Genomic DNA, 22,467 nt, shown 5'->3' with positions numbered 1-22,467 from the left:
CCCCGTCCCTGGTCAGGAGGGTCGCTCCCGGGGGGGGAGGGTCGCTCCCGGCCGGCCGACCCGGCGACGGCCGGGTACCTGCGGTCGGCGGTGGCCCGACAGCGACCCGCGGCGGCGCGCCGGTGCCTGAACAGGGCGCCTCCGATGGTGCTCTTGTGCAGGTTCGGTGGGGGTTGCGCGGACAGTGCCGCGGACTTCTGGCGGGGCACACCCTCCGCGGTTCCCCCGGACGTGGCACACTTCTGGCCGTTGCTAGGCGCTCGGGGAGGCGTGGGGTGAGTGAACGGCGTCCTGCGCCCACGGTGGGGCAGGTTGTGTTAGGCAGACGGCTGCAGGAGCTGCGGGAGGCCTGCGGCCTGCGGCGCGACGAGGCCGCACGCATCCTGCGGGTCGCCGGCGCGACCGTCCGGCGGATGGAGACGGCCGAGGTCGCGCTCAAGATCCCGTACGTGCAGCTGCTGCTGTCGACGTACGGCGTGCCCGAGGACGAGACGGCGGCCTTCGTCCGGCTCGTCGAGGAGGCGAACCGGCCCGGCTGGTGGCAGCGCTACCACGACGTCCTGCCGGACTGGTTCAGCCTCTACGTCAGCCTGGAGGGCGCGGCCTCGATCATCCGGTCGTACGAGCCGCACTTCGTGCCCGGGCTGCTGCAGACCGAGGAGTACGCCCGCGCCGTGCTGGAGGCGGGCACGGTCGGCCGGATGGGGTCCGAGGAGATCGACCGGCACGTCTCCCTGCGGATGGCCCGGCAGAAGCTGCTCACCGGGGACCGCCCGCCGCACCTGTGGGTGATCATGGAGGAGACGGTCCTCCGGCGGCCGGTCAGCATGCGCTCCGAGGTGATGGCGGACCAGCTGGACCGCCTCCTGGACACCTTCGACAACGACCGCATCACGCTGCAGATCGCCGAGTTCGCGTCCGGTCCGCATCCGGGGACGTACGCGCCCTTCGTGCTGTTCCGGTTCCCGGAGCCCGAGCTGCCGGACATGGTGTACAGCGAGTACCTGACGGGGGCCCTCTACCTGGACTCCCGCAAGGAAGTGGCCGCGCACCTGGAGGTGCTGGACCACATGACGACCGGCGCGGCCTCCGCCCGGCGCACCAGGGACCTGATCCTGGAGCGCCGGGCGGACTTCTGAGCGGCGCCGCTCAGGCGGAGCCACTCCCCCGGCATCGCTCGGACGGAACCGCTCCCCCGGCGCCTCTCAGACGGAACCGCTTCCCGCTCCCCGGCCGTCCCCGGTGTCCTGCGCGTCCCGGCCCGCGGGCCCCGGCTTCTCCTCGTCGACGATCTCGGCGTCCACCACGCCCTCCTCGTCCGCCGCCCGCGCCTGCCCGCCGCCCGGCCCGTCCTGTCCTTCCGGCCGCGAGGCGTGCGGGGGCGGTTCCTGGGCGGATTGCTCGGAGGACTGCTGGGCGGACTGCTGGGCGGACTGCTGGGCCTGGGCGTACATGGCCTGGCCCATCTGCTGGCTGACGGCGGCGAGCTTCTCGACACCCGCGCGCAGGGTGTTCGTGTCGGTGCCGTCGCGGTCCTCCAGGAGGGCCTTCAGCCCGTCGATCGCGGACCCGACCTCCGCCCTGGTGGCGTCCGGGATCCGCTCCTCGTTCTCGTGGAGGAACTTCTCGGTCTGGTAGACGAGTTGCTCCGCCTGGTTGCGGGTCTCGGCGCCCTCGCGCCGCCTGCGGTCCTCCTCGGCGTACTGCTCGGCCTCGCGCATCATGCGGTCGATGTCGTCCTTGGCGAGCGCGGAACCGCCCGTGACGGTCATCTTCTGCTCGCGGCCCGTGGCGAGGTCCTTCGCCGAGACGTGCATGATCCCGTCGGCGTCGATGTCGAAGGCGACCTCGATCTGCGGCACCCCGCGCGGCGCGGGCGGCAGCCCGGTGAGGTCGAAGACGCCCAGCTTCTTGTTGTACGCGGCGATGTCCCGCTCGCCCTGGAAGACCTGGATGCCGACCGAGGGCTGGTTGTCGGTGGCGGTGGTGAAGATCTCCGAACGCCGGGTGGGAATGGTCGTGTTGCGCTCGATGAGCCTGGTCATGATGCCGCCCTTGGTCTCGATGCCCAGGGACAGCGGGGTGACGTCGAGGAGCAGGACGTCCTTCACGTCGCCGCGGATGACACCGGCCTGGAGCGCCGCGCCCAGGGCCACCACCTCGTCCGGGTTGACGCCCTTGTGCGGGTCCTTGCCGGTGAGTTCCCTGACCACCTCGGTCACGGCCGGCATCCGGGTGGAGCCGCCGACCAGGATGACGTGGTCGACCGCCGAGAGCTTCACCCCGGCGTCCTTGACGGCCTGGTGGAAGGGCGCCTTGCAGCGCTCCAGCAGATCCGCCGTCAGCTCCTGGAACTGGGCGCGGGTCAGCTTCTCGTCCAGGTGCAGCGGGCCGTCGCCGGTGGCGGTGATGTACGGCAGGTTGACGGTCGTCTCGGTGGACGAGGACAGCTCGATCTTGGCCTTCTCCGCGCCCTCCCGCAGCCGCTGGAGCGCCATCTTGTCCTGGCCGAGGTCGATGCCGTACTGGCCCTTGAAGCGTGTGACGAGGTGGTCGACGACGCGCTGGTCCCAGTCGTCGCCGCCCAGCCGGGTGTCGCCGTTGGTGGCCTTGACCTCGATGACGCCGTCGCCTATCTCCAGCAGGGAGACGTCGAAGGTGCCGCCGCCCAGGTCGAAGACGAGGACGGTCTGCTCCTCGCCGCGGTCCAGTCCGTAGGCGAGGGCCGCGGCGGTCGGCTCGTTGATGATGCGCAGGACGTTGAGGCCCGCGATCCCACCGGCCTCCTTGGTGGCCTGGCGCTGGGTGTCGTCGAAGTAGGCGGGCACGGTGATCACGGCGTCCGTGACGTCCTCGCCGAGGTAGGACTCGGCGTCGCGCTTCAGCTTCTGCAGGACGCGCGCGGAGAGTTCCTGCGCGCGGAAGCGGGTGCCGTCGATGGTGCCGCCGTCGCTGCCGGGGAACCGCCAGTCGGGGTCCCCCATGTGGCGCTTCACGGAGCGCGCGGTGCGCTCGATGTTCGTCACGGCCTGCCGTTTGGCGACCTCGCCGACGAGCACCTCGCCGTTCTTGGCGAAGGCCACCACCGAGGGGGTGGTGCGCGCCCCTTCGGCGTTCGCCACGACCGTGGGTTCACCCCCTTCCAGTACGGCCACCACCGAGTTCGTGGTACCGAGGTCGATCCCGACCGCACGTGCCATGTCCGTCCCCTTCCMCCCGGGCCTTCCTGCGTTCCCCGCCGTACTCCATCACCGTGTTCCATCACAAAACTTGAGTGCGTTGCTGTCAATGGGGTGTGTGCACCGGACTGCCCTGTTCCGCCCCGGACACGACGGTGCCTCGCCCTGTGGCAGGGCGCGGCACCGGAAGGGTGACGAGATGTCAGGCGAGCTTCGCCGTCAGCGTGATCGTCGTGCCCGACAGCGCCTGGCTGACCGGGCAGTTCTTCTTGGCGTCCTCGGCGGCGGCGGCGAACGCCTCCTCGTCGAGGCCCGGCACCGTGCCCTCCACCGTCAGGTGGATGCCCGTGATGCCCTCACCCGGCTGGAACGTGACGTCCGCGGAGGTGGTGAGCTTGGTGGGCGGGGTGCCGGCACCGGCGAGGCCGTGCGAGAGCGCCATGGAGAAGCAGCTGGAGTGGGCGGCGGCGATCAGCTCCTCGGGGCTGGTCTTGCCGTTCGCCTGCTCGGCGCGCGACGGCCACGACACCGGCTGCTCGCCGATGCCCGACGAGTCGAAGGTGACGACGCCGTTGCCCTCAAGCAGGTTGCCTTCCCAGACGGTGTGTGCGGAGCGCGTGGTTGCCACGATGATTCCCTTTCGACGAGGTCCCGGTTCCGGGGTCCGTGGCACCATCCGATCACACTCGGGTCGCGCCCGGGCTCACCGCACGCGAAGGACCGGCCCCCGTGCTCTTCGTCCGCGGGCCGGTGGGGGCCGTTCGCGCAGTTCCCCGCGCCCCTGAAAGACGGGGCTGCGCCCCTGTCTTTCATCGGGGGCGATAGCCCCTGCCTTTGAGGGGCGCGGGGAACTGCGCGACAAGCCCCCACCGGGCCGCGGACGAACGTCCCGGCTCAAGCCACCCGTTCGTCGTCGGTGGGGGCGGCCGCCAAGGGGACCTGCGGCCCGTCGCACTCCCGTAGCCACCCGCGCAGCACCCCGTGCACCCGTTCCGCGCCCACCAGTTCCTCCCCCTCCCCGACCGGCGCCGAGAACGAGAGCGGCGACATCAGGAAGGGCCTGCCCTGCGCCCCGCCGAGTCCGCCGTGCGAGCCGATCTGCTCCTCGAACGCCAGGACCTCGCCGTCCTCGGGGTCGTACCAGGAGTTCACCATGATGTCCGCGACGTGCGGGAACGCGTGCGTGCGCCGTACGGCGTCGGCGGCGCCCGGGCCGAAGTCCGCCAGCGGGCCCGGGTTCTCGTCCAGTTCGTCCAGCGGGATCGCCGCGCCGTGCGCGCCCAGCACGAGCCCGCCGTGCTCCTCGCTGCGCACGAGCACGAACCCGATGCCGGGATGGTTGGCGAGGGTGGTCAGCAGCGCGGGGTGCCGGGCGTCGATCTCCTCCCGGCTCATCCGGTGCGCGACGTCGCGGAAGGAGACCAGGCCCAGGTTGCCGGAGGCCAGCACCAGGGGTTCCGACTCGGGCCCTGCCGGCCGCCGCGGTTCGCCGCGCTCCTCGACGGGCCGGCGCAGGGCGGCCCGTACGGCGACCCTGGCCTCGGCGCCGCTGTGCGTGCGGCGGACCTTGCGCGGTACGGGCAGCCCGCAGCCGGCCCGGACCAGCTCGCCCAGGCCCAGTCCGTAGCGGGCGCGGAACGTCTCGCCGGGGCTCTGCCCGTGGTCGGAGAGCAGCACGACGCGGTAGGCGCGCGGGGCGTGTTCGGCGACCTTCTCGATCAGGGCGAGCGAGCGGTCCAGGCGCTGCAGGACCTTGTCCGCGTCCCGGCTGCGCGGGCCGGAGTGGTGGGCCACCTCGTCGTAGGCGACGAGGTCCGCGTAGACCGCGGAGCGTCCGGCCAGCATGTCCCCGATGACCGCCGCGACGACGACGTCCCGCTCGACGACGGTCGCGAAGGCGCGGATGAACGGGTAGAGGCCGCCGCGGCCGACGCGCGGGCGCCGCTTCTTCAGGCGCGCCCGGGTGGACTCGCCGATCTCCCGGCCGACGTCCGCGACGAAGGACAGGGCGGTGCGCACCGCGTTGGCCGGGTCGGAGAAGTACGCGAAGTAGCCGGCCCGGGAGCGGTTCTCCCGGCCGCGCCGGGCGGCCACCGAGAGCACCAGGGCGAGTTGGTCGGCGCCGCCGCTGAAGAGGTTGCCGCGGCTCGCGCCGTCCAGGGTGAGCAGGCCGCCGTCGCCGGTGCGCTCGACGGCCCGGCGCTGGAGTTCGGCTGCGCTGGTGGGCCGGTTGCAGACCACGATCTCCTGGGTGTCCTTCTCGTACCAGCGGAAGGCGGGGACGTCGTGGTTGGAGCCGTGCAGGATGCCCAGCTGGCTGGCGCCGGTCTGGCTGGACCAGTCGGTGCGCCAGGGGACGAGCCGGTGGGTGGCGCCGGGCTCCGGGCCCTTCCCGAGCCAGGTGGCCACGGTGGGCATGAGCCCGCGGGCCACCGCGTCCACCAGCACGTCGTGGCCGACGCCGTCGAACTGGAGGAAGACCGTGCCGGGGGTCGACGGGGCGCCGGAGGGCGGCACCGCGTCGCGGCGGCGGTCGGACAGCCGGTACAGCCTGCGCCGGTAGGCGTCGTCGTCCCGTACGGCCAGGGCGCCTCCGGTGGCCGAGGCGACCGCCGACATCACGGCGGCGACGACCACGGCGGTCTCCGGGGCCGCCTCGCTCTGTCCCGAGGGGTCCAGGCGCAGGGCCACGAGCAGGAGCGAGCCGTTCAGGAAGAAGACCAGTACGCCGAGGACGAGGGCGGGGACGAGGAGCAGGGCCCGCACGAGGAGGGGCCACACGACGGAGGAGAGCACGCCGAAGGCCCCGGCGCCGAGTGCGGCGGTGGCGGCGATGGTGGTGGCGCTGTCCCCGTCGGCGGACTGGAGCCGGAAGTCGGGCAGGATCCCGGCCAGCGCCAGCATGGTGACCGTGGAGACCGCCCACACGGCGACACTCCGCCAGACCGCGCTGCCCACCCTCCGCCAGCGTTCTTTGCCCACGTCACACCCGCCTCACATCCGCGCCCGCCCTCTTGCCGACGAACCCGGGCCCACCCTGCCACACGCCGACAGCGGGCTCCGCCGACCTGTGGGGGCGCCCCGCAGGGGGCGCGGGGCTGTATCCATGTGCGGCTCCGCCGCGTGGGCGCGACAAGCCCCCACCGGACGGAGAACGGGCGACGGCGGGTGCGTGAGTCGCGCTCAGCGACCGTCGTAGCCGGCCGTCGGCATCGACAGCCGCCGATGCACGTGGGCCTTCATCTGCGCGTCGTACGCGGGCTCCGCGTGACCGACTGTCTCGACGCGGACCCCGCGCCGGGCGCACTCGGCGGTGAACTCGTCGACCGAGGCGATCGCCCGCTCCAGGACCCGCCGGCTGGGCGCGACGAACAGGTCCACCAGACCGGCCTCGGCGTCCTCCCAGAGCGCGCAGTGGTCGGGCCGCAGGCCGCGCAGGAGCAGTTCCCGCGTGACCACGTACCCCTGCTCGGCCGCCCAGCGCGCGCACATGGCGTGCTGGCTGCGCGAGTCCACCAGGAAGGGGTCGTCGTCGAGCTCCTCCAACGGCGTCAGGCTGGCGATCGTCGTCGCGCGAAGCATGCCGGACGCACGGCGTGTGTCTCCCATGACGTCCCCCCTCACCTCCGGGTTTCGTCGCCGACCCTACCCCTGCCCGTAGGCTCGGGGGGAGTCGCGCGAAGGAGGCAAAGGAGTGCCGGTGGAGATCACTTGGTGGGGTCACGCCACCTGTACGGTCGAGGACTCGGGCGTACGCCTGCTCACCGACCCCCTCTTCGCGCGCCGGCTCGCGCACCTGCGCAGGCGCCGGGGTGCGCCGCCGCCCCCCGAGGCCGCGGTCGCCGATGTGACGCTCGTCTCACACCTGCACGCCGATCACCTGCACCTCCCGTCCCTGGCCCGGCTCGCCCCGGGCACCCGGCTGCTGGTCCCGCGCGGCGCCCTGCGCGCGGTGCCGGGGCTGCGCAGGCTCGACCGGCTGCGGCTCACCGAGGTCGCGCCCGGCGACAGGATCGACCTCGGCGGCCTGGTCGTACGGGTCGTACAGGCCCGGCACGACGGGCGGCGGCTGCCCGTCGGACCGCACCGCGCGCCCGCCCTCGGCTATGTGGTCGAGGGCGAGTCGCGGACGTACTTCGCCGGGGACACGGGGCTGTTCGACGAGATGGCCGACGAGGTCGGGCCCGTCGACGTGGCGCTGCTCCCGGTCGGCGGCTGGGGGCCGCACCTGGGCGAGGGGCACCTGGACGCGGGGCGGGCCGCCGAGGCGCTGGCCCGGCTGCGGCCGGGAAGCGCGGTGCCGGTGCACTACGGCACGTTCTGGCCCATCGGGATGGACGCCGTGCGCCCCCACGAATTCCACACCCCCGGCACCGAGTTCGCGCGCCTGTCCGCCGAGCGGGCGCCGGAGGTGCGGGTGCACCTGCTCGACCAGGGGGAAAGTGTGCGACCGCAGGTCGCGGGGTACCGCTCTTCACCTGGGGACGCGCCGGGCGGCCGGGGTGACGACGAGGGGGAGGGCGAAGCCCGGTGACACATGTGTTCGCCGCCGCGGTGACGAGCGTGCCGACGGTCGCCACGCAGCAGGCGCTCGGCTATCCGTCGCTGTTCCTGCTGGTGCTGATCGGCGCGCTGGTGCCGGTGGTCCCGACCGGTGCGCTGGTGAGTTCGGCGGCGGTGGTGGCCTTCCACCAGACGGCGCCCTTCTCGATGGCGATGGTCTTCCTGGTGGCGGCGCTGGCGGCGTTCCTCGGGGACATCGCGCTGTACTGGCTCGGCAGGCGCGGCATGCGGTCGAAGAACGGCTCGCGCTGGCTGGCCGCGATCCGCGACCGCGCGCCCGAGGACCGGCTCGAACAGGCCCAGGGCAAGCTCGCCGACCACGGGGTCGCGGTGCTCGTCCTGTCCCGGCTGGTCCCCGCGGGGCGCATCCCGGTGATGCTCGCCTGCCTGATGGCGAAGTGGCCGGTACGCCGCTTCGCCCACGGCAACGGCCCGGCCTGCCTGGCCTGGGCCGCGACCTACCAGCTCATCGGCGTGCTGGGCGGCTCCCTCTTCAAGGAGCCCTGGGAGGGCGTGGCCGCGGCGATCCTCCTGACGATCCTGATCAGCGTGACCCCGGGCCTGTGGCGAAAGATCAGAAGCACAGCCCACTGACCACGCCCCGCACCCCTGGCTGGGCGCGCGGGGAACTGCGCACCCTTCAGGGGCGCGGGGAACGGCGCAGTCTTTTGTCTTTGGGGGCGCGGGGAACGGCGCATCCTTTAGGGGCGCGGGGAACTGCGCGACCAGCCCCCACCGCCCCGCAGATCACGTCACGGCAGGCAGTGTCCGGGAGCCCCCCACGGGGAGATCCCACAAGAGCTCCCGGTCCAACCCCGCCGCCTCCCACGCGGCCCGCACCCGCACGAGCGGCTCCCTCACCGGCTCCGCCGACAGCACGAACGCCCCCCAGTGCATCGGAGCCATCCGCCGCGCCCCGAGGTCCTGGAACGCCCGCACCGCGTCCTCGGGATCGCAGTGCACGTCGCGCAGCCACCAGCGCGGCTCGTACGCCCCGATCGGCAGCAGCGCCAGGTCGATCCCGGGATACCGCTCGCCGATCCGCGCGAACCAGTGCCCGTACCCCGTGTCGCCCGCGAAGTACACGCGCCGCCCGTCGGGCGCGGTCAGCACCCAGCCGCCCCACAGCGTGCGGCAGGTGTCGTGCAGACTGCGCTTGGACCAGTGGTGGGCCGGTACGAAGTCCAGGCGCACGCCGTCGAGTTGCGCCGCCTCCCACCAGTCCAGCTCGGTGACGCGCGTGAAGCGCCGGCGCCGGAACCAGCGGCCGAGCCCGGCCGGCACGAACACCGGGGTGTCGCGCGGCAGCCGGCGCAGGGTCGGGGCGTCCAGGTGGTCGTAGTGGTTGTGGCTGATGACGACCGCGTCGATACGCGGCAGCGCGCTCCACGGCACCCCGACGGGCGTGATCCGGGTGGGGGTGCCGAGGATCCTGCGGGACCAGACCGGGTCGGTGAGGACGGTGAGCCCGCCGATCCGGACCACCCAACTGGCGTGCCCCGCCCAGGAGACGGCGACGGTGTCCGCGTCGGCCCGGGGCAGCGGCTGCGGCTCGTACGGCAGTCGGGGGATGTCGGCCAGGCCCTCGGGCCCCGGCCGGATCGCCCCCTCGCGGGCGAACCGCGCGTAGCCCCTGAGGCCGGGCAGCGGTGTGGTGAGCCGGTCGGCGAAGGACCGCGGCCAGACGCGCCGTTCCCCCGGCGGACGGGGTTCGGTGAGCGGTGCACCCGGTACAGCTGGTACAGCCGATGCACCGGTGGCGGGCGCGGAGAGGGCCGCGGACAGCGCGGCGTCCGTCGTCGGGGTGGTGGATGCCGTCGTCGTGACCGTCGTGGCCGTCATGGCCGTGGCCGACTCGGACTGCTGCGTCATCGAGGGGACTCCCGTCGCCGAGCGTCGTGATCGTCGTGCGCGTGGTGCTGCGCATGCTGCTGGTGGTGCTGTGTGTGGCCGTCGCGCCGGTCGTGGTCGCCGTGCGCGTCGCGGAGGTCGTCGAGGGCCGACCGCAGCAGGCCCAGGGCGCCCGCCACGTGCGGCAGTTCCAGGGGCTCCGGCGCCGGCAGGGACGCCCTGCGCTCCTCGTCGGTCGTGCCGAGGAACGGCCCCGTGGCCAGGCGTACGCGCAGGGCGCCGAGGTCGTCGCCGAAGCGGTGGCCGCCGGGCGCCGGCATGCCCAGCCGGGCGGTCAGGAGGTCCTCCAGCTCCTGCGCGTCGCCCACCCCGAGCGCGCCGAGCGCGGGGCGCAGCGGGTCCAGGTCGGCGTACAGGTGGCGCCCCGCCCGCGGGGGCCGCACGAGGGCGCCCGCCCCGACGAGGACCTGGCGGGCGGCGGCGGCCACGGCCGCGTGCAGCCGTACGGACCCGGCGAGGCGGCGGGTGATCTCGTCGGGCTCGCCGAGCGCGTACGCGGCGGCCGCGGCGACCGGCGCTGCCACGGGAGCGCCGAGCGCGGTGAGCACGTCGAGCACCCGCTCGCGCAGCAGGCCGCCGGTGTCGTTGTCGGGGAAGCGGGCGACGGCGGCGGGCCAGCCGGCCGGGAGGAAGGGGCCGGAGAGGTCGGTCAGCACCGTGACCCGCTCCGGCAGCATCTCGGCGGGGCTCAGCAGCACGCTCTCGTGCGGTTCGTGCAGGGTGTCGCGCCAGGTCTCGTCGCTGACCACGTGCAGGCCCTCGCCCGCGGCCGCCTCGATCGTCTCGTGCACCACCTCGGGCGGCGCGACGGTGGCGGTGGGGTCGTCGGCCACGGACAGGACGAGCAGCCGCGGGTCGCCGCCCTCGGCCCGCACCCGGCGCACGGTCTCCAGGAGGGCGTAGGGGTCCGGCAGCCCGCCGCACTCGGCGGGTGTCGCGACGGGGAAGACGGAGCTGCCGAGCAGGCGTGCCTGCGGGGCCCACCAGGCGGCGCAGGGGCGGGGCACCAGCACGTCGCCGCCGAGCGCGGCGGTCAGCGCCAGGAGCAGCGCGGGGCCGCCGGGGGCCGCGACGGTCCGCCCGCGGCGGGCGGGCAGGCCGCGCCGGGCCCAGTAACCGCGGGCGGCGTCCAGGAGCGCGGGGCCGCCGCCGACCGGTTCGGTGTGCGCGCCGGCCGCGGCGGCGGCGAGTCCGGGCGGCAGGGGCAGGCCGTGGTCCGGGAGCGAGGGCCCGTAGCGGACGGGGCCGTGCCCCGCCGGATCGGTCCGCCACATCTGTGTACCTCCGCGCAGTGGTCCCCCGGACCTGCCGGCTCACGGGCCGTCGTGCTTCCCACGGCGCCGATCGCGCCCCTGGGGTCCCAGTACCCACGGAGCCGTTCGACCAACTCAGCGGTTCCGGGACGGCTCCCGGCGGCGCAGCCGGTGGACGGCCGCGCCGAGCGCGCCCGTGATCAGGACGCCGCCGGCGGCGAGGGCGACCGGGGAGTCGTCGAAGGTGCCGCCCGTGCCGGCGTGCACCCCGTGCCGGGTGCCGGTGTGGTGGGAGGGGTCGCGGGACACCGTGAAGGAGGCGCTCCACGGCTCTCCCGTGCCGCCGTGCGCCGCGGGGCAGACGCCGTCGACGCTCCATTCGGAGGGGCCACTGCCGCCACCGCTGTTCCCGCCACCCTCGCGGCCGTTCCCGCCATGCTCGAAGTCCGCGGCGGGTGCGACACGGGCCGTACCGCGGTAGGTGACACGGCCCTCCGGACCCGGGACGCCCTTCAGGTCGTCCGTACCCGTAACGTCGTCCGCGGCCGCCAGGTCGTCCGTGCCCGTCACGTCGTCCTTGGCCGTCAGGCGGTCCGCGCCCGCCCGGTCGTCCGCGCCCGTGGGGCCCTCCCGGTCCGCCGGGCCCTCGTCGGCGAGCGGTTCGTCCTCGCCGAGCGGCTCCTCCTCGTCCAGCAGGTCTTCCTCACCCAGCGGGTCCCCGTCCGGGATCAGGTCCTCCTCGTCCCGCAGCCCCTCCCCGTCCCGGCCGGGGTGGTCCCCGTCCCCGTGCCCGTCCTTGTGCAGCCGCACGGTGCCGTGCTCGAAGGCCTGCGAGGTGGCCTCGACGGTCCCGGGCGGATGCCCGCCGGTCCGTTCGCAGGTGACGGAGACCGTGACGGTGCCCCCAGGGGCCACGGTGCGCGGGCTGACCTCGGCGGCCGGGTCCGCGGCGGCGGCCCCCGCGGCGGTGCCGAGTGCGAGGGTGGTGAGGGCGGTGGCGGACAGTGCGCGAGCGGTACGGCGCAACGGCATGGGGCTCGGTCTCCTTCGGCCGTGGGCTGGGGACCCCCACATCCCGGTACGGCCGCGGAGGCGGGGCACGACCGGCATGCCCCGCGGTCCATCAGAGCCCGCGCCCGGCCGGGGCGCGCGCGGCCGGACACCATTCGTGCCACGCGGACACCCGAGCGGGTGACACGACGGGGCCGGGCCCCGATCCCGGTCCAGGTCCCGCGGTCAGGCCGCCGGAGAGGCCCCGGCGTCGCGCATGACCTGTTCCCGCAGCCGGTCGCAGCAGCGGCTGATCAGCCGGGAGACGTGCATCTGCGAGATGCCGAGCTCCTCGGCGATCCGGCTCTGCGTCATGTCGGCGAAGAAGCGCATGTAGAGGATGGCCCGCTCGCGTTCGGGCAGGGCCTCAAGGCGGGGCTTGACCGCCTCGCGGTCGACGACGACGTCCAGGGCCGGGTCGGCGGAGCCCATGGCGTCGCTCAGGGAGTACCCGTCGTCGCTGCCCGGCAGTTCGGCGTCGAGCGAGAGCGCCGTGAAGCTCTCCAGGGCCCCCAGACCGGTGCGTACGTCGTCCTCGCTCATCTGCGCGTGGGCGGCGATCTCCGCGACGGTGGGCTGCCGGCCGGAGATCGTCTGGGAGAGGTCCTGGCGTGCGAAGCGGACGCGGTTGCGCAGGTCCTGGACCCGGCGCGGCACGTGCAGGGTCCACATGTGGTCGCGGAAGTGGCGCTTGATCTCGCCGGTGACGGTGGGCACGGCGTAGCTCTCGAAGGCGTTGCCGAGCTCGGGGTCGTAGCGGTCGACGGCCTTCACCAGACCCAGGGCGGCGACCTGACGCAGGTCGTCGAGGTTCTCGCCGCGGCTGCGGAACCGGCCGGCCAGCCGCTCGGCCATGGGCAGCCAGGCCTCGATGATCTGGTTGCGCAGGGCCTCGCGCGAGCGGCCCGGGGGCAGGGAGGCGAGGGTGTGGAAGTCCGCCGCGGTGTCGGGGGCGTCGTCGTGCGGATGGTGCCGGGTGGGGGCGTGAGTGGGCATAGGGCGTACAACTCCCTCAAGGGGGTGCTCGGTCGGACGGTCAACCGCGGGAGCGCACCCTGATCCGGACGGGCACACCCGTGGGGGGTCGGTTCCACTCCCACGGACGTGCCTCCTGTCCGAAGCACTGCCGTTCGCGTGCCCCTGTCCGGGCGGAGCAAACACGTGTGGCCGTACGGACTCGTGGGAATCCTGCGCCCGCGTCCGCGACCGCGGCGGTGTCCGCGGCCGAGCCGCCGGATGCTTGGCCCGGCGGCACAGGGGTACTCCGGGACCCGGTGCGGGTGTCGCCCGCACCGCACACATGTCCGAGGCGGGAACAGCGCCTGCCCTGACGGAAGAACGGGAGAACCCCATGCGTATCGCGTTTCTGGTGGCACCGGAGGGCGTCGAGCAGGTCGAGCTCACCGACCCCTGGCAGGCCGTCGTGGACGCGGGTGGCGAGCCCGTGCTGGTCTCGACGGAGGCGGGTGAGATCCAGGCGTTCAACCACCTCGACAAGGCGGACACGTTCCCCGTGCAGCAGGTCGTGGGCGAGGTCTCGGCCGACTCCTTCGACGGCCTGGTGCTGCCCGGCGGCGTGGCCAACCCGGACGCGCTGCGCACGGACGAGAAGGCGGTGGCCTTCGTCCGCGACTTCGTCGGGCAGGGCCGTCCGGTCGCCGCGATCTGTCACGCCCCGTGGACGCTCATCGAGGCCGACGTGGTCCGCGGCCGCACCCTCACCTCGTGGCCGAGTCTGCAGACGGACCTCCGCAACGCGGGCGCCACCTGGGTCGACGAGCAGGTGTCGGTCTGCGACGCACAGCCCTCGACCTTCGTCACCAGCCGCAAGCCGGACGACCTGAAGGCCTTCTGCGAGACGTTCGTCGGGGAGTTCCTGAAGCAGTCCCGCCCCGCCTGACACCTCCGGCTCCGCACCTCGCAGGCCCCCGCTCGTCCTGAGCGGGGGCCTGGTGCGTACGCACCAGGGCGGGCCGCGGCTGGTCCGGGTGCACCAGGGCAGGACGGCAACGGGGGACGATGCCCGGCGGGGCGCCGGACGGGAGTGTGGAGGGCGCGTGGATCACACGCGTCCTTCCCCTTCCCGACGGTGTCTGGAGTGATCGACAGGTGGCGACTTTTCTTTACCGGATCGGACGGTGGGCCTTCCGCCGCCGCCGGCCGGTGGGCGCGGTGTGGCTGGGCGTCCTGGTGCTGGCCGGGGTCGCCGCCGCGGTGGCGCCGTCGGGCCAGGAGGAGGAGCTGGCCATGCCCGGCACCGAGTCCCAGCAGGCGTTCGACCTGCTGGACGAGCGGTTCCCCGAGAGCAACTCCCAGGGCGCCGAGGCCCGTCTGGTGTTCCGGGCCCCGGACGGGCAGCGGGTGACGGCCCGGGAGAACCGGGCGGCCGTCGAGGACGCTCTCGGCACCCTGAACGGCGGCCGGCAGGTCGCGTCGGCCACCGACCCCTACGGGACCGGTGCCGTCAGCGAGGACGGCACCATCGCCTACTCCACGGTCACCTACACCGTGGACGCCGTGGACCTGACCGGGCCGGCGAAGAGCGCCCTGGAGGACGCCGCGGACCGGGCCCGGGACGCGGGGCTGACCGTGGAGATCGGCGGCTCGGCCCTGGAGTCCGAGGAGGAGCCGGGCGGAACGACGGAGATCATCGGTGTCGCGGTGGCGGCGGTGGTGCTGGTCCTCACCCTCGGGTCGCTGGTCGCGGCCGGGCTGTCCCTGCTCACCGCCTTCCTGGGCGTGGCCACGGCCTTCGGCCTGGTCTCCGCGCTGGCCGTGCCGCTGGGCCTGACCTCCACCGTCGCCATCCTGGCGCTGATGCTGGGACTGGCCGTGGGCATCGACTACGCGCTCTTCATCACCTCCCGCTTCCGCGACGAGCGCGCCCGGGGCCACGGCCCCGAGGAGGCCGCGGGCCGGGCGGTGGGCACGGCCGGCTCCGCCGTCGTCTTCGCCGGCGCGACCGTCGTCATCGCCCTGGCCGGGCTGGGGGTCGTCGGGATCCCCGAGCTGACCAAGATGGGGCTGGGCGGCGCGGGCGCGGTGGCCCTTGCCGTGCTCGTCGCACTGACCCTGGTCCCCGCGCTGTTCGGCTTCTTCGGCCGGCGGGTCCTGTCCCGCTCCGCCCGCAGGGCCGCCCGGCGGGGCGACGGGCACCCGCACCCGGTGCCCGGCACACCGGGCCGGGCCGGGCTGGGCGTGCGCTGGGCGCGGTTCGTGCTGCGCCGGCCGGTGGCCGTGCTGGTGGTCGCCGTGCTCGGGCTCGGGGCCGTCGCCCTGCCGGCGCTCAGCCTGGAGCTGGGACTTCCCGGGGACGAGTCCAAGTCGGTGCACACCACCGAGCGGCGCGCCTACGACCTGCTGTCGCAGGGGTTCGGCCCCGGTTTCAACGGCCCGCTGACCGTGGTCGTGGACCTGTCGGGGACCGAGGACGCCCGGGCCGCCACGGACCGGGTCGCCGAGGCCGTACGGGAGGTGGACGGGGTCGCGTCGGTCGGTGATCCGGTGTTCGACCGGGCCGAGGACACGGCCGTCCTCACCGCCGTCCCGCGGACCGCGCCGAACAGCGGCGAGACCAAGGACCTGGTGCAGACGATCCGGGACACGGTCCCCGGCGCCGGGGCCGGCACGGACACCGACGTCCTGGTGACCGGCACCACCGCGCTGAACATCGACATCTCCGAAGCCATGTCCGACGCCCTGCTCCCCTATCTGAGCGTGGTCATCGGTCTGGCGGTGCTCCTGCTGACGGTGGTCTTCCGCTCGCTCCTGGTCCCGGTCAAGGCCGCGCTCGGCTTCCTGCTGTCGGTGGGGGCCGCCTTCGGGGTCCTCGTCGCCGTCTTCCAGTGGGGCTGGGCGGCGGACCTGATCGGCATCGAGCAGACCGGGCCGGTCATGTCACTGATGCCGATCCTCGTCATCGGCATCGTGTTCGGCCTCGCCATGGACTACGAGGTCTTCCTCCTCTCCCGGATGCGGGAGGCCCACGTCCACGGCGCGTCCCCCGGCGAGGCGGTCGTCAGCGGGTTCCGGCACAGCGGACGCGTGGTGGCCGCGGCGGCGGTCATCATGATCAGCGTGTTCGCCGGATTCATCGGGATGAGCAGCCTCACCATCCAGACGATGGGGGTCGGCCTGGCCTCCGCCGTCGCCTTCGACGCCTTCGTGGTGCGGATGGCGATCGCCCCCGCGGTCCTGGCGCTGCTCGGCCACCGGGCCTGGTGGCTGCCCCGTATCCTGAACCGCGTGCTGCCGAACGTGGACATCGAGGGTGGGGCACTGGACGGGCGGGTCCCGGCCCCGGCGACCGGACCGGCGGACGCGGTGATACCGCGGCTGCCCGTGGGCCGGGACTGAACGGCCGTGCCGGACACGGGGAACGGCACCCCGCCGCCGCGCCGCACGGGGCGGCGGGAGGCCGCGGTCACGGCGGCGGCGTTCGTGCTCTGCCTGCTCGGCGGTGTGGTGCAGGTCGACGACACCCTGTCGGCGCCCTCCGCCGCCGCGTACGCCGTCGCCGTGGTGTCCTGCGCCGTGCTGCCGCTGCGGCACCGGGCGCCCCTGGCGGCCCTGGCGGCCACGACCGCGTGCGGGGCGCTGGTGCAGCCGCTGGGGCTCCTGCTGAGCCCGCTCATCGTGGCCCCCGCCCTGATCTCCGCGTACTCCTACGCGCTCGCCGCGCGCACCGAACGGCACGCGGCGGGCGCGGTGTCGCTCGCCTCGGCGGTGCTGCTGGCCTCCTCCGTCCCGCTGTCCGGGGACCTCTCGTGGCAGGACGCGAGCAGGGTGGTCACGATGGCGGCGTCACCGCTGGTGGCCGGCCTCCTCGGGCACTCGGTGCGCAACCGGCGGGCCTACCTGGCGGCCGTGGAGGAGCGGGCCCGGCGGGCCGAGAAGAGCCGGGAGAGCGAGGCGCGCCGCAGGGTGGCCGAGGAACGGGTGCGCATCGCCCGCGAGCTGCACGACCTGGTGGCCCACCAGATCACCCTGGCCAACGCGCAGGCCACGGTCGCCGCCCACCTCTTCGACGTCCGCCCGGAGCAGACCCGCAAGAGCCTCGGGGAACTCGTCGCGACCACCGCCGACGCGCTCGACGACCTGCGGGCCACGGTCGGTCTGCTGCGCCAGTCCGGGGACGCGGCCGCGCCCGCGGAGCCGACGCCCGGGCTGTCCCGGCTCCCCACGCTCGTCGACTCCTTCCGCCGCGCGGGGCTGGAGGTGTCGGTGCACGAGGAGGGCACGGCCAGGCCGCTGCCGCCGGGGGTTGACCTCACCGCGTACCGCATCGTCCAGGAGGCCCTGACCAACGTGACCAAGCACGCCGGTACCCGCAGCGCCCGGGTGCGCCTCGCCTGGGGCCGCGACCGCGTCACCGTGACCGTCGCCGACGACGGAGGGGGCGCCGGTACGGCCGCGGCACCGGACCGTCCGCCCGGCTACGGGCTGATCGGGATGCGTGAGCGTGCCACCGCCGTCGGCGGCCGGCTCTCCGCGGGCGGGCGCCCGGAGGGCGGCTTCCTCGTCCGCGCCGAGCTGCCCCTGCCGCCCGCGCGGACGGGCGACGCGGCGGCCGGGGACGCGGCATGACGCCGCCGGCGCTGCGGGTGCTGCTCGCCGACGACCAGGCCCTGCTGAGGGGCGCCTTCCGGATGCTCCTCGACACCGCCGACGACATCACCGTGGTCGGTGAGGCCGCCGACGGCCGGGAGGCGGTGCGGCTCACCCGCCGGCTGCGGCCGGACGTGGTGGTCATGGACATCCGCATGCCCGGGACGGACGGCCTGACCGCCACGGCGGAGATCTGCGCGGACCCGGAGCTGCGCGCCACCCGCATCCTGATCCTCACCACGTACGAGACCGACGAGTACGTGGCCCAGGCGCTGCGCGCGGGGGCCGGCGGCTTCATCGGCAAGGGCATCGGCGCCGAGGACCTGCTGGACGCCGTGCGCACGGTCGCGGCCGGGGACACCCTCCTGTCGCCGGCCGCGACCCGTTCCCTGGTGGCCCGGTTCCTGGCCACCCCGGACGACGTCCCGTCGCACCGTCCCGAACGGCTCGCCGTGCTCACCCCGCGCGAACGCGAGATGGTGGCGCTGGTCGCGACGGGCCTGTCCAACCAGGAGATCGCCGAGCGGATGTTCCTGAGCCCGTTCACGGTACGCGCCCACGTACAACGCGCGATGACCAAACTGGAAGCCAGAGACAGAGCCCAACTGGTAGTAATCGCCTACCAAACGGGCCTGGCCCGCACAGCCCCGTAAGGGGCGCGGGGAACGGCGCAATCTTTTGTCTTTTAGGGGCGCGGGGAACTGCGCGACCAGCCCCCACCGGCCGGCACCCGACGAACGCCGCAGGCCCCCGGCTCCGGCCCCCGGCCCGGAACGCCGGGAGACCCGTCAACGCTAGCGTTGGCGGTCGACCCGGCGTTCATCCCAAACCGGCTCCGCCGTCTCCCGCACCCGCCCGTCACTCCCGAACACCAGGTACCGGTCGAAGGACCGCGCGAACCACCGGTCGTGGGTGACGGCCAGCACCGTCCCCTGGTACGCCTCAAGCCCCTCCTGCAGCGCCTCCGCCGACTCCAGGTCGAGGTTGTCCGTCGGCTCGTCCAGGAGCAGCGCCGTGGACCCCTCCAGTTCGAGCAGCAGGATCTGGAAGCGCGCCTGCTGCCCGCCCGACAGCCGCTCGAACCGCTGCTCCGCCTGCGCCGTCAGCTCGTACCGCCGCAGCCGCGACATCGCCGCGCCCCGGTCCTGGGAGTGCTCGCTCCACAGGATGTCGAGCAGGGTGCGCCCCTCCAGCTCGGGGTGGGCGTGGGTCTGCGCGAAGTGCCCGGGCACGACCCGCGCCCCGAGCTTCCACAGCCCCGTGTGCGCCACGTCGCCGCCCGCGAGCAGCCGCAGGAAGTGCGACTTGCCGGAGCCGTTCGAGCCGAGCACGGCGACCCGCTCGCCGTAGAAGACCTCCAGGTCGAAGGGTTTCATCAGGCCGGTGAGCTCCAGCCCCTCGCACGTCACGGCCCGCACCCCGGTGCGTCCGCCGTGCAGGCGCATCGTGATGTCCTGCTCGCGCGGCGGCTCCGGCGGCGGCCCGGCCTCCTCGAACTTGCGCAGCCTGGTCTGCGCGGCCTGGTACCGCGAGGCCAGCTCATGGCTGATGGAGGCCGCCTGGCGCAGGCTGAGCACGAGCTTCTTGAGCTGGGCGTGCTTCTCGTCCCAGCGCCGCCGCAGCTCCTCGAAGCGCGCGAAGCGCTCCCGGCGGGCCTCGTGGTACGTGGCGAAGCCGCCGCCGTGCACCCAGGCGTCGGCGCCGGCCGGCCCCGGTTCCACGCTGACGATCTTCTCGGCGGAGCGGGCGAGCAGTTCGCGGTCGTGCGAGACGAACAGGACCGTCTTGCGGGTCTCCCGCAGCTTCTCCTCCAGCCAGCGCTTGCCGGGGACGTCGAGGTAGTTGTCCGGCTCGTCGAGGAGCAGCACCTCGTCCGTGCCGCGCAGCAGCGCCTCCAGGACGAGCCGCTTCTGCTCACCGCCCGACAGGGTCCGCACCTCGCGGAACTGCGCCTTGTCGTACGGGACGCCGAGCGCGGCCGTGGTGCACATGTCCCACAGGGTCTCGGCCTCGTAGCCCTGGACTTCCGCCCAGTCCGAGAGCGCCTGCGCGTACTGCATCTGCGCGGCCTCGTCGTCGACGGTCATGATGGCGTGCTCGGCGCGGTCCACCGCCTGCGCGGCCTCGCGGATGCGCGGCTGGGCCACCGACACGAGCAGGTCGCGCACGGTCGTCCCGTCCCGCACCGAGCCCACGAACTGGCGCATCACCCCGAGCCCGCCGCTCACCGTGACGGTGCCGCCGTGCGGTTTCAGCTCGCCGGAGATCAGCCGGAGCAGGGTCGTCTTGCCCGCGCCGTTGGGTCCCACGAGGGCGACCGCGGCCCCTTCGCCCACCCGGAAGGAGACGTCCCCGAGGAGCGCCCTCCCGTCGGGCAGGTAGTACTCAAGGTGCGCGGCTTCGAGATGTCCCATGGTCGCGCATTCTCCGGGTCGCACCAGCGGCGGGGCAAACCGATATGCGTGCCGGGGCCCTGCCGTCACGTTCCCGGGCGCCGGGGTAGACGATGGAGCATGACCGCAGACGTAGACCTCACCGCCACCGGGGCCGCCCACGGCCTGCTCGACCGACTGATGGCGTTCGACCACCGCCTCTTCGAGGCGGTCGCCACCCGGCACTGGCCGGGCGCCGACCCGCTGCTGCCGCGGCTGAGCCGCAGCGCGAACCACGGGGTGCTGTGGTTCGGCGCGGCGGCGGCCCTGGCGGCGACCCGCTCGCCGCGGGCGCGCCGTGCGGCCGTGCGCGGCATCGCCTCGCTCGCCGTGGCCTCGGCCACCATCAACACGGTGGGCAAGCGCTCGGTGCGCCGCCCGCGCCCGCGGCTGGACGCCGTGCCGGTGATGCGGCAGCTGAAGCGCCAGCCGATCACCACCTCGTTCCCGTCGGGCCACTCGGCGTCGGCCGCGGCCTTCGCGACGGGGGTGGCGCTGGAGTCCCGCTCGCTCGGCGCGGTGGTGGCCCCGGTCGCCGCGGGGGTGGCGCTGTCCCGCATCTACACGGGTGCGCACTTCCCGAGCGACGTGCTCGCCGGGGCGGCGTTCGGCGCGGGCACCGCCTTCGCCGTACGCGCGCTGGTGCCCACGCGCGACCAGCTGCCGCCTCCCGGACGTCCGCGCGCGGACGTGCCCGCGCTGCCGGACGGCGAGGGGCTGGTACTCGTGGTGAACAAGGGGGCGGGCACCGCGGACCGGATGCGCGCCGTCGCGGACGCGCTGCCGCTGGCCGAGGTCGTGGAGTGCGAACCGGAGCACCTGCTCTCCGAGCTGGAGAAGGCCGCGGCGCGCGCCCAGGTGCTGGGGGTGTGCGGCGGCGACGGCACGATCAACGCGGGTGCCACGGTGGCCCTGCGCCACGACCTGCCGCTCGCCGTGCTGCCCGGCGGCACGCTCAACCACTTCGCGCAGGACCTGGGCGTGGAGGACGTACGGACCCTGAGCCGGGCCCTGGCGGAGGGCGAGGCGGTCCGGGTCGACGTGGGTCGGTTCTCCGCCGGCGACCAGGAGGGTTACTTCCTCAACAACTGCAGCCTGGGCGTCTATCCGGAGCTGGTGCGCGAGCGCGACCACTGGTCCGGGCGGATCGGCAGCTGGCCGGCCGGGGTCGTCTCGACCCTGCGGGTCGTGCGTGCGGGCCGGCACCCGTTGCGCGCACACTTCGACGGCCGGGAGCGGCCGCTGTGGCTCCTGTTCGCCGGGAACGGCACCTACCACCGGATGGGGCCGATCCCCGCCCGCCGCTACGACCTCGCGGACGGCCTGCTCGACGTGCGGGTCGTGCACGGCGGGCGCTTCCCGGCCGTGCGCCTCCTCGCCGCGGCCGTGGCCGGACCGCTGACCCGCTCCCCCGTGCACGCGGCGCTGCGCGTCGGCGGGCTGCGCGTCCAGGGGGTCGAGCCGGGCACCTGGCTGGCCTACGACGGCGAGGTCGTCGAGGTGGAGGGCGACGTGACGATCCAGAAGCTGCCGGAGGCGCTGACGGTCTACCGTCCGGGCGGACCGCGCTGACCGGCCGCTGATCGGCCCGGGCCGCTCGGCCGCCGGCGATCGTTCGTCCGTATCGCGAGACGTGGGTCTCATCATTCGGCATGGCGGCGTAGGTTGAGGCGTACCCCCGACGGAGGTGCTCCGCCGGGCCCGTACGAGGGAAGGGACGCCGCCATGCCGGAGGAGACCGCCGTCTACACGCACGGCCACCACGAGTCCGTGCTGCGCTCGCACACCTGGCGCACGGCCGCCAACTCGGCGGCCTACCTCCTCGGCTCGCTGAAGCCGCACATGCGGATTCTGGACATCGGCTGCGGGCCCGGCACCATCACCGCCGACCTGGCCGCGCTGGTCCCGCAGGGGCACGTCACCGGCGTCGACCGCGCGCCGGACGTCCTGGACCGGGCCCGTGCCACGGCCGCCGGACGCGGTCTGGACAACGTCGACTTCGCCGTCGCGGACGTGCACGCGCTGGAGTACCCGGACGACAGCTTCTGCGTCGTCCACGCCCACCAGGTGCTGCAGCACGTGGGCGATCCGGTGGCGGCGCTGCGGGAGATGTACCGGGTCACGAAGCCGGGCGGGTTCGTCGCCGTACGGGACGCGGACTACGCGGCGATGACGTGGTTCCCGCAGGTCGCGGGGATGGACGACTGGCTCGACCTGTACCGGCGGGTGGCCCGCGCCAACGGGGGCGAGCCGGATGCCGGGCGGCGCCTCAAGTCGTGGGCGCGGGCGGCCGGCTTCTCCGACGTCACCGCCTCGTCGAGCACCTGGTGCTACTCCTCGGCGGAGGAGGTGGAGTGGTGGAGCGGGCTGTGGGCCGACCGTACGGTCGCCTCCGCCTACGCGGACCGGGCCGTCGGGGGCGGGCACGCGAGCGCTGCGCGGCTCGACGCGGTGGCCGGGGCGTGGCGGGAG

At 74.3% G+C, this 22,467-nt stretch carries 18 protein-coding genes; 9 read left to right on the top strand and 9 right to left on the bottom strand.

Features of this window, described 5'->3' with window-relative positions; all coding sequences use genetic code 11:
• The first annotated feature begins 275 nt into the window (after positions 1 to 275).
• Entirely contained in the window at positions 276 to 1,139 is an 864-nt protein-coding gene (locus FGF04_RS27015; protein ID WP_149513959.1) for a helix-turn-helix domain-containing protein, read from the top strand.
• Positions 1,140 to 1,205: 66 nt separating this feature from the next.
• Here the strand turns inward: FGF04_RS27015 and dnaK are convergent, their stop codons facing one another.
• The 4 genes from dnaK to FGF04_RS26995 all read right to left on the bottom strand — a co-directional run bounded on the left by dnaK (position 1,206) and on the right by FGF04_RS26995 (position 6,788).
• Positions 1,206 to 3,200 carry a molecular chaperone DnaK gene (gene dnaK / locus FGF04_RS27010; RefSeq protein ID WP_149513958.1) on the bottom strand — a complete coding sequence of 665 codons (1,995 nt, stop codon included), beginning with the start codon at positions 3,198 to 3,200 and terminating at the stop codon, positions 1,206 to 1,208.
• A gap of 181 nt (positions 3,201 to 3,381) precedes the next feature.
• A complete protein-coding gene (locus tag FGF04_RS27005) occupies positions 3,382 to 3,807 on the bottom strand; it encodes an OsmC family peroxiredoxin (RefSeq protein WP_149513957.1) in 426 nt (141 codons plus the stop codon).
• Positions 3,808 to 4,073: 266 nt separating this feature from the next.
• Complete coding sequence (locus FGF04_RS27000) at positions 4,074 to 6,107, bottom strand: alkaline phosphatase family protein (protein WP_149514382.1); 2,034 nt, start codon at positions 6,105 to 6,107, stop codon at positions 4,074 to 4,076.
• Between the two features lie 255 nt (positions 6,108 to 6,362).
• On the bottom strand, positions 6,363 to 6,788 hold the full coding sequence (locus tag FGF04_RS26995) for a hypothetical protein (RefSeq protein ID WP_149513956.1): 426 nt from the start codon (positions 6,786 to 6,788) through the stop codon (positions 6,363 to 6,365).
• An 85-nt stretch (positions 6,789 to 6,873) separates the two neighbouring features.
• On the opposite strand from FGF04_RS26995, the gene FGF04_RS26990 reads away from it, so the two are divergent.
• Positions 6,874 to 7,713 (top strand): MBL fold metallo-hydrolase, encoded by an 840-nt coding sequence (locus FGF04_RS26990; protein WP_149513955.1) that lies wholly within the window; start codon positions 6,874 to 6,876, stop codon positions 7,711 to 7,713.
• Positions 7,710 to 8,336, top strand: coding sequence for a DedA family protein (locus tag FGF04_RS26985; RefSeq protein WP_235882526.1), 627 nt, complete (start codon positions 7,710 to 7,712; stop codon positions 8,334 to 8,336). The genes FGF04_RS26990 and FGF04_RS26985 overlap by 4 nt, the downstream gene beginning before the upstream one ends.
• Before the next feature lie 153 nt (positions 8,337 to 8,489).
• Here the strand turns inward: FGF04_RS26985 and FGF04_RS26980 are convergent, their stop codons facing one another.
• From FGF04_RS26980 to FGF04_RS26965, 4 genes are all read right to left on the bottom strand, one after another.
• The gene (locus FGF04_RS26980) at positions 8,490 to 9,614 is read right to left on the bottom strand and encodes an MBL fold metallo-hydrolase (protein ID WP_188114258.1); all 1,125 of its coding nucleotides are present in this window, start codon (positions 9,612 to 9,614) and stop codon (positions 8,490 to 8,492) included.
• Positions 9,611 to 10,927, bottom strand: coding sequence for an aminotransferase class I/II-fold pyridoxal phosphate-dependent enzyme (locus tag FGF04_RS26975; protein WP_149513954.1), 1,317 nt, complete (start codon positions 10,925 to 10,927; stop codon positions 9,611 to 9,613). The genes FGF04_RS26980 and FGF04_RS26975 overlap by 4 nt, the downstream gene beginning before the upstream one ends.
• Positions 10,928 to 11,041: 114 nt before the next feature.
• Positions 11,042 to 11,938: a hypothetical protein gene (locus FGF04_RS41875; protein ID WP_223146409.1), complete on the bottom strand. Its 897-nt coding sequence runs from the start codon at positions 11,936 to 11,938 to the stop codon at positions 11,042 to 11,044.
• A 204-nt stretch (positions 11,939 to 12,142) separates the two neighbouring features.
• Positions 12,143 to 12,952: an RNA polymerase sigma factor SigF gene (locus FGF04_RS26965; RefSeq protein WP_149513953.1), complete on the bottom strand. Its 810-nt coding sequence runs from the start codon at positions 12,950 to 12,952 to the stop codon at positions 12,143 to 12,145.
• 355 nt (positions 12,953 to 13,307) lie between these two features.
• On the opposite strand from FGF04_RS26965, the gene FGF04_RS26960 reads away from it, so the two are divergent.
• The 4 genes from FGF04_RS26960 to FGF04_RS26945 all read left to right on the top strand — a co-directional run bounded on the left by FGF04_RS26960 (position 13,308) and on the right by FGF04_RS26945 (position 18,216).
• Entirely contained in the window at positions 13,308 to 13,856 is a 549-nt protein-coding gene (locus tag FGF04_RS26960) for a type 1 glutamine amidotransferase domain-containing protein (RefSeq protein ID WP_149513952.1), read from the top strand.
• Between the two features lie 209 nt (positions 13,857 to 14,065).
• Positions 14,066 to 16,312, top strand: coding sequence for an MMPL family transporter (locus FGF04_RS26955; RefSeq protein WP_149513951.1), 2,247 nt, complete (start codon positions 14,066 to 14,068; stop codon positions 16,310 to 16,312).
• Positions 16,313 to 16,318: 6 nt separating this feature from the next.
• On the top strand, positions 16,319 to 17,542 hold the full coding sequence (locus FGF04_RS26950; RefSeq protein WP_149513950.1) for a sensor histidine kinase: 1,224 nt from the start codon (positions 16,319 to 16,321) through the stop codon (positions 17,540 to 17,542).
• Positions 17,539 to 18,216, top strand: a complete 678-nt coding sequence (locus tag FGF04_RS26945) for a response regulator transcription factor (RefSeq protein ID WP_149513949.1) — start codon at positions 17,539 to 17,541, stop codon at positions 18,214 to 18,216. The genes FGF04_RS26950 and FGF04_RS26945 overlap by 4 nt, the downstream gene beginning before the upstream one ends.
• 141 nt (positions 18,217 to 18,357) lie before the next feature.
• Here the strand turns inward: FGF04_RS26945 and FGF04_RS26940 are convergent, their stop codons facing one another.
• Positions 18,358 to 19,977 (bottom strand): ABC-F family ATP-binding cassette domain-containing protein, encoded by a 1,620-nt coding sequence (locus tag FGF04_RS26940; RefSeq protein WP_149513948.1) that lies wholly within the window; start codon positions 19,975 to 19,977, stop codon positions 18,358 to 18,360.
• Between the two features lie 99 nt (positions 19,978 to 20,076).
• Here FGF04_RS26940 and FGF04_RS26935 point away from each other — a divergent pair, with 99 nt between their 5' ends.
• Both FGF04_RS26935 and FGF04_RS26930 read left to right on the top strand, forming a co-directional pair.
• On the top strand, positions 20,077 to 21,567 hold the full coding sequence (locus tag FGF04_RS26935; protein ID WP_149513947.1) for a bifunctional phosphatase PAP2/diacylglycerol kinase family protein: 1,491 nt from the start codon (positions 20,077 to 20,079) through the stop codon (positions 21,565 to 21,567).
• 153 nt (positions 21,568 to 21,720) lie between these two features.
• On the top strand, positions 21,721 to 22,467 hold a 747-nt coding region (locus tag FGF04_RS26930), incomplete at its 3' end, for a class I SAM-dependent methyltransferase (protein WP_149514378.1).

Origin of the sequence: Streptomyces apricus (assembly GCF_008369065.1) — a bacterium.
GTDB classification, from domain to species: domain Bacteria; phylum Actinomycetota; class Actinomycetes; order Streptomycetales; family Streptomycetaceae; genus Streptomyces; species Streptomyces apricus.
The sequence above is the reverse complement of the archived record's forward strand: the minus strand, read 5'-3'. Positions and strand labels throughout refer to the sequence as shown.